Raw genomic sequence first — 653 nt, forward strand, 5'->3', positions numbered from 1 at the left:
CCGCGAAGTGTCGGGCGGCGGTGCCGTGACTCTGCCGGGCGTCGGCAAGATCTACTGCCGCGAGCGTCCCGAGCGCGAAGTGCGCAACCCGGCCACCGGCGAGAAGTTCACCAAAGAAGCCGACAAGGTGGTGAAGATGACCATCGCCAAAGCGCTGAAAGACAGCGTGAACGGCTGATATCGGAGACCATCCGGACGGTTTCAGGGCTGCCCCTTCGCGGGCGGCCCTTTTCTTTTGCCAGGGCCGCGCGTCCGCTGAACCGTTCGTCCGCCGCCGCAGCGTTCCTGATTGCAAAGCCGGGCACAGAGGCGCACCTTGCCTGCAAACCGCAAGGGAGGCGCGGCATGGAAAACGTCAATCTCATCCTGATCCTGGGCGCTGGCCTTTTGGCAGCCTGCAGCCCCGGGCCGGCCACGCTGACAATCGCCGGCACCGCTATGCAGCGCGGCCGCGCTGCCGGGCTAGCAGTGGCTGCCGGCATCAGCAGCGGTTCCCTGATCTGGTCGGTATCTGCCGCCTTTGGCCTTGGCGCCGTGATGCTGGCCAATGCCTGGATCTTTGAGGTAGTCCGCTATTTCGGTGCCGCCTACCTGATGTACCTGGCGCTGCGCTCGGCCCGCTCGGCACTGCGCCCCGGCGCGCCTGAGCTGAG

General features: G+C 66.5%; 2 protein-coding genes. Both read left to right on the plus strand.

Going from position 1 to position 653, the window contains the following annotated elements; genetic code table 11:
- The coding region (locus tag RA19_RS25340; RefSeq protein ID WP_039168703.1) for an HU family DNA-binding protein at positions 1-178 on the plus strand (178 nt) is incomplete at its 5' end.
- Positions 179-345: 167 nt separating this feature from the next.
- Positions 346-653, plus strand: a 308-nt coding sequence (locus RA19_RS25345; protein ID WP_039168706.1) for a LysE family translocator, incomplete at its 3' end; no start/stop codon positions are given.

Source organism: Leisingera sp. ANG-M1 (genome assembly GCF_000813745.1).
GTDB lineage: Bacteria > Pseudomonadota > Alphaproteobacteria > Rhodobacterales > Rhodobacteraceae > Leisingera.